Here is a 6,273-nt window from a genome sequence, read left to right as displayed (position 1 = left end):
CGCACCCACGTCCACCGTCACCGTCCCGTCGTCCGCCGCGCGCACGCGCGCCGCCACGGGCGCGCCGTGCGCCCGCACCTGCACCGTGCACGCGGTGCCCGGCACCGGCACCGCGCCGTACCAGACCGCCTCGTCGGCCGTCACCCGCGCGACCTCGAGCCGCTCGGCCGGCCCCACGACGACCCGCCGCTGCACCGGCTCGACGCTCAGCACGTACCGGGGCCGCCCGTCCGGCGCCGGCCGCCCGAGCGCGAGCCCGCGCCGCTGCCCCACCGTGTACGCGTACGCGCCGTCGTGGCTGCCGACGACCGCGCCGGTCTCGTCGACGACCTCCCCCGGCTGCGACCCGAGCCGGTCGCGCAGGAACCCCTGCGTGTCGCCGTCGGCCACGAAGCAGATGTCGTAGGAGTCCGGCTTGGCCGACACGGACAGCCCGCGGGCCGCGGCCTCGGCGCGCACGTGGGCCTTCGACGGCGCGTCGCCCAGCGGGAACAGCGACCGCGCGAGGCGGTCCGGCCCCATGACGGCGAGCACGTAGGACTGGTCCTTCGCGGCGTCGGCCGCGCGGTGCAGCTCGCGGCGGCCGTCGTCGTGCGTCACGACGCGCGCGTAGTGGCCCGTGCACACGGCGTCGAAGCCGAGCGCCAGCGCCTTGTCGAGCAGCGCCGCGAACTTCACGTGCTCGTTGCAGCGCACGCACGGGTTGGGCGTGCGGCCGGCGGCGTACTCGGCGAGGAAGTCCGCGACGACCGTCCGCTCGAACCGCTCCGACATGTCCCACACGTAGTACGGGATGCCGAGCACGTCGGCCGCCCGCCGCGCGTCGCCGGCGTCCTCGATCGAGCAGCACCCGCGCGACCCGGTGCGCTCCTGCGCGGGCGTGCGGGACAGCGCCATGTGCACACCGACGACGTCGTGCCCGGCGTCCACGGCACGCGCGGCGGCGACGGCGGAGTCGACGCCCCCGGACAGGGCGGCCAGCACCCGCATCAGACGCCCACCGACGTCAGGCCGGCCGCGCGGGCGCGCTCGACGGCGCCGGGCAGCACGTCGAGCACCGCGTCGACGTCGGCGGCCGTCGACGTGCGCCCGAGGCTGAACCGCAGCGCGCCGCGCGCGTCGTCCTCGCCGACGCCCATGGCGAGCAGCACGTGCGAGGGGCGGGGCACGCCCGCCTGGCACGCCGACCCGGTGGACGCCTCGACGCCCGCCGCGTCGAGCAGGTACAGCAGGGAGTCGCCCTCGCAGCCCGCGAACGTCAGGTGCGCGTTGGCCGGCAGGCGGCGGGTCCCGTCCGCGGGCACGCGGCGCCCGGCGTCGGCGGGGCCCCGCAGGACGGCGCCCGGCACCGCGTCGAGCACGCGCCGCACCAGGTCGTCGCGCAGCGCCCCGACCCGTGCCGCGTGCTCCGCGCGGTCGGCGACCGCCGCCTCGACGGCCACCGCGAACGACGCCAGCAGCGGCGCGTCGAGGGTGCCGGACCGCACGCCCCGCTCCTGGCCGCCGCCGTGCAGCACGGGCGTCAGGTCGAGCCCCCGGCGCACGAGCAGGGCACCGGCGGAGCCCGGCCCGCCGACCTTGTGCCCGCTCACCGTGAGCGCGTCCACGCCCGACGCCGCCAGGTCCACCGGCACCTGGCCCACGGCCTGCACCGCGTCGACGTGCACGGGCACGCCGTGCCGGTGCGCGAGCGCGACGACCTCCTCGACCGGCTGCACCGCCCCGACCTCGTTGTTCGCCCACATCACCGACACGAGCGCCGCGGCGTCCGGGTGGCGCTCCAGCTCCTCGCGCAGCGCCTCCACCTCGACGACCCCGTCGGCGTCCACGGGGAGCAGGACGAGCTCGGCGCCCGCGTGCTCCGCCATCCAGAACGCCGGGTCGAGGACGGCGTGGTGCTCGACCGCCGAGACGAGCAGGCGCCGGCGCGCGGGGTCCTCGGTGCGCCGCGCCCAGAACAGGCCCTTGACCGCGAGGTTGTCGGCCTCCGTGCCGCCCGCGGTCCACACGACCTCGCTCGGCCGCGCGCCCAGCGACGCCGCGAGGCGCTCGCGCGCCTCCTCGACGGTCCGGCGGGCGGCGCGGCCCGCGGTGTGCAGCGAGGACGGGTTCCCGACGTGCGCGAGCGCGGCCGTGAGCGCCTCGACGGCCGCGGGCAGCATCGGTGTGGTGGACGCGTGGTCCAGGTAGGCCGCGCGCGGGCGGGGAACGCTCACCCGGTCAGTCTACGAACCCTCCCGCGAGGGTCCGCCCGCGCGGGCCGCCTGCCCCGCACGAAGGCGCGGGCCCGGGCGTGCCGACCCGGCGTGGGGACGTCCTGCGAAGGACCTGCGCACGAGGCGGTCAGGACGGACGTTCACCCGTGCCGTGCGGGCTGTTGCTGGCAGGATGTGCGCGTGAGTGCCGACGACGTCATCGCGCTTCCGCTCGCCTTCGGCGGCCAGCGGCTCGACTGGCGCGACCTCCCCCGCCACGTGCGGGAGCGCATCCAGACGCTCGCGGGCGCTCGCGTCACCGCGGAGTCGACGCCGACCAGCGGGTTCTCCCCCGGTTTCGTGGCCGTGCTCGAGCTGACCGACGGCCGCGCGGTGTTCGTCAAGGCCGTCTCCCCCGACCAGAACCCCGAGTCGCCCGACCTCGCCCGCGCCGAGATCCGCGCCGCCCGCGCGCTCCCGCCGGAGGTGCCCGCGCCCCGCCTGCGCTGGTGGGACGACGACGGCGAGTGGGTGATCCTCGGCTTCGACGCCGTGCAGGGCCGCCAGCCCGAGCTCCCGTGGCGCACCGACGACCTGCAGCTCGTCCTCGCCGCCGTCGACGCGCTCACGGACGCCGAGCCGCTGCCGGGTCACGACCTGCCGCGCACCGACGACCAGCTCGCGCACGACTTCACCGGCTGGCGGTCGCTGCACCGCGTCGCGCCGCAGCACCGCGGCGAGATCGTCGCGGGCGTGGGCGAGCCGGGCCGCTGGGCGCTCGACCACCTCGACGACCTCGTGCGGTTCGAGCAGGACGCGCTGCGCGTGTGCGCGGGCGACAGCCTCGTGCACGGCGACCTGCGCGCGGACAACGTCATGGTCGAGGACGGGCACGGCCGCGTGTGGCTCATCGACTGGCCCCACGCGTCGGTCGGCGCGCCGTGGCTCGACCTGGCGTTCATGCTGCCGAGCGTCGCGCTGCAGGGCGGCGGCGACCCGGCACGGATCTTCGCGGAGCGGCCCGTGTCCGACGGTGTGACGCCGTCCGACCTGCGGGCCGGCCTCACCGGCCTGGCGGGCTACTTCGCGTGGGCGTCGGGCCAGCCGGCGCCCCCGGGGATCCCGAACCTGCGCCGGTTCCAGGCCGCGCAGGCGGCGGCCACGCTGCGCTGGCTGCGCGACCTGACCTGACCTGCGCCCCGGCGCCGGAGGCGTCAGCCCTGCAGCCGGCGCAGCTCCGCGGCGGCCTGCGGCAGGACGGTGAACAGGTCCCCGACGACGCCGAAGTCGGCGATCTCGAAGATCGGCGCGTCCGGGTCGGAGTTGACCGCGACGACGGTGCCGGACGCCTGCATGCCGCCGCGGTGGTGGACGGCGCCCGAGACGCCCGCGCCGATGTACAGGCGCGGCGAGATGGTGACGCCGGTCTGGCCGATCTGGGCGTCGTGGCCGATCCACCCCTCGTCCGTGGCGACGCGCGTCGCGCCGACCGCGCCGCCGAGCACGTCGGCGAGCTCCTCGACGGGGCCGAAGTCGCCCTCGGTCCCGCGGCCGCCGACGACGACGACGTGCGCCGAGCCCAGGTCGGGCCGCCCGGAGTCCGCGCGCTCGGTGCGCTCGACCAGCCGCACGCGGCGCGACGCCTCGGAGACGTCCACGGCGTGCTCGGCGAGCGCCGGCTGCGTCGGCGTCGCGACGTCCTCCGCCGCGACCGAGTTCGCCTTGACGGTCACCAGCGCCACGGGCGCGGTGACGGCGCAGCGCGTCGTCCAGGTGCCCGCGAGCACGGTCTTGTGGGTCACGACGCGGCCGTCCTCGACCGTCACGCCGTCGGCGTCCGTGACGACGCCCGCGCCCGTGCGGACCGCGACGCGCGCGAGCGTCTCCTTGTTCTCGAACGACGACACGGCCAGCAGCAGCGTCGCCCCCGTCGCGCCGAGCACCTGCACGACCCCGTCGGCGACGACGGCCGACAGGTGCAGGTCCGCGTCGGTGACGAGCCGGTGCACGGTCGTGACGCCCTGCGCGCCGAGCACCGGCAGCGCGGCCGCCGTGTCGAGCGTGCCGGCCCAGACGCCCTCGACGGGGGCGCCGTCGGCGAGCGTGCGCGCGAGCGTCAGCAGCTCGCGCACCGGCGGGCGCAGCGTGCCGTCGGCGGCGTGGTCGAGCAGGACGAGCACGGGGGTGGCGGTCACGTCGGTGTCCTCGGGGTTCGGTCGCGGGGTGACGGTGGTGCGGGGCGGCCGCGCGGGCTCAGACGAGCCGGCGGTCGACGAGCCAGGCGGCGAGCCGCGCGCCCGCGTCGCCGGTGTCGTTGACGAGCACCCGGTCCTCGCGCGGCGGGCGCGGCGCGGCCTCGAGCACCTGCGTGCGGGCGCCGGCGAGGCCGACGGTCGCGGGGTCCACGCCCAGGTCGGCGAGCGCGAGGGTCTCCACCGGCTTCTTGCGGGCGGCCATGATGCCCTTGAAGTTCGGGTACCGCGGCTCGTTGATCTGGTCCGTGACGGACACGAGCGCCGGCAGGGCGGCGGTGAGCGTCTCCGACGCGTGGTCGAGGTTGCGCGTCACGGTGACGGTGCCCGCGCCGGGGTCGACGGCGAGCTCGGCCGCGAGCGGCAGCGCGGGCAGGTCGAGGTGCTCCGCGAGCGCGGTCGGCAGCAGCGACGTCAGCCCGTCGAGGCCCGCCATGCCGGTGACCACGAGGTCGACGGGCGACGTGGCGGACAGGTGCCGCACGGCCGCGGCCAGCACCGCGGCGGTGCCGAGGGCGTCCGAGCCGGCGGCCGCGTCGTCGCGCACGTGCACGGCCGCGTCGGCGCCCATCTGCAGGCCCTTGCGCACGGCGTCGACGGCGTCGTCGGGGCCGACCGTGACCACGACCACCTCGCCGCCGTGCTCCTCGACGAGCGTCAGGGCGGCCTCGACGGCGTTCTCGTCGAGCTCGTTGAGGGTCCCGTCGCCCCCGTCCCGCACGACGCGGCCGTCGGGACCGAGCTGCCGGTCCGACTGGATGTCCGGGACGAACTTCACGCAGACGACGATCCTCACGCGCCGAACGTTACCGCCGACCCGCGCGCCGGGACGCGGTGACCGCTCCGTGGGCAGCGGCACCGGTCGTGCCCGTCCGGGCGGCCACCCGGACGCACGTCCTGGCACCATGGACGTGTGAGCGCTCCCCCGAACCCCGGCGCCGCGACGCGGCCGTACCGGCTGGGCGTCCACGTCACGGACGCCGGCGTCGACGTGGCCGTGCTGGCCCCGCACGCGACGGCCGTGGAGCTGTGCCTGCTCGACGGCCCCGCGGACGCGCCGACCGAGCGCCGCGTCCCGCTCGCGGGGCCGCGCCTCGGCGTGTGGACGGCGTCCGTGCCCGGCGTGCGGCCCGGGCAGCGGTACGGGCTGCGCGCGCACGGCCGCTGGGAGCCCGCGCACGGCCTGCGGTACAACCCGGCCAAGCTGCTCGTCGACCCGTACGCCCGCGGGCTCGTCGGGGAGATGACCTACGGGCCGCCCACGTACGGGCACGTGGTGGGCGACGACCTCGCCGGCGACCCGTACGGGCCGCCGGACCCGCGGGACTCCGCGGCGCACGTGCCGCACGGCGTCGTCGTCGACACGCGGGACCTGCCGGGCCCGGACCCGGCGGCGAACCGCCCGTGGACGCCGTGGGACCGCACCGTCGTCTACGAGGCCCACGTCAAGGGGCTCACGCACCTGCACCCCGCCGTGCCGCCCGAGCTGCGCGGCACGTACGCGGCGCTCGCCCACCCCGCGGTGCTCGACCACCTGCTCGGCCTCGGCGTGACGGCGCTCGAGCTGCTGCCCGTGCACGCGTTCACGTCCGAGCCGCACCTCGTCGAGAAGGGCCTGACGAACTACTGGGGCTACAGCACGCTCGGCTTCTTCGCGCCGCACGCGGCGTACGCGAGCCCTGCGGCACGCGCCGCCGGGCCGGCGGCGGTCCTCGACGAGGTCCGCGGCGCGGTGCACGCGCTGCACGAGGCGGGCCTCGAGGTGCTGCTCGACGTCGTCTACAACCACACCTGCGAGGGCGGCCTGCCCGGCCAGCACGTCGCGT

General features: G+C 77.4%; 5 protein-coding genes and 1 pseudogene. 2 read left to right on the top strand and 4 right to left on the bottom strand.

Annotated elements, in window-relative coordinates; genetic code table 11:
- A partial coding sequence (gene mnmA / locus AB6N23_RS16750; RefSeq protein ID WP_412867123.1) for a tRNA 2-thiouridine(34) synthase MnmA occupies window positions 1-990 on the bottom strand: 990 nt, incomplete at its 3' end.
- Complete coding sequence (locus tag AB6N23_RS16745; RefSeq protein ID WP_412867122.1) at window positions 990-2,216, bottom strand: cysteine desulfurase family protein; 1,227 nt, start codon at window positions 2,214-2,216, stop codon at window positions 990-992. The genes mnmA and AB6N23_RS16745, both read right to left, overlap by 1 nt.
- 180 nt (window positions 2,217-2,396) lie before the next feature.
- On the opposite strand from AB6N23_RS16745, the gene AB6N23_RS16740 reads away from it, so the two are divergent.
- The gene (locus tag AB6N23_RS16740; protein ID WP_412867121.1) at window positions 2,397-3,386 is read left to right on the top strand and encodes a phosphotransferase; all 990 of its coding nucleotides are present in this window, start codon (window positions 2,397-2,399) and stop codon (window positions 3,384-3,386) included.
- 23 nt (window positions 3,387-3,409) lie between these two features.
- Here AB6N23_RS16740 and AB6N23_RS16735 read toward each other — a convergent pair whose 3' ends face one another.
- Together AB6N23_RS16735 and AB6N23_RS16730 are read right to left on the bottom strand one after the other, a co-directional pair.
- Complete coding sequence (locus AB6N23_RS16735) at window positions 3,410-4,390, bottom strand: electron transfer flavoprotein subunit alpha/FixB family protein (protein WP_378202105.1); 981 nt, start codon at window positions 4,388-4,390, stop codon at window positions 3,410-3,412.
- A 58-nt stretch (window positions 4,391-4,448) separates the two neighbouring features.
- Window positions 4,449-5,243 (bottom strand): electron transfer flavoprotein subunit beta/FixA family protein, encoded by a 795-nt coding sequence (locus AB6N23_RS16730; protein WP_412867120.1) that lies wholly within the window; start codon window positions 5,241-5,243, stop codon window positions 4,449-4,451.
- Window positions 5,244-5,360: 117 nt separating this feature from the next.
- Between AB6N23_RS16730 and AB6N23_RS16725 the strand changes: the two are divergent.
- Window positions 5,361-6,273, top strand: a pseudogene (locus tag AB6N23_RS16725) (glycogen debranching protein GlgX); the annotation flags it as partial.

Source organism: Cellulomonas pasadenensis (genome assembly GCF_047229365.1).
GTDB lineage: Bacteria > Actinomycetota > Actinomycetes > Actinomycetales > Cellulomonadaceae > Cellulomonas.
This window is presented reverse-complemented; position numbering and strand designations above follow the sequence as displayed.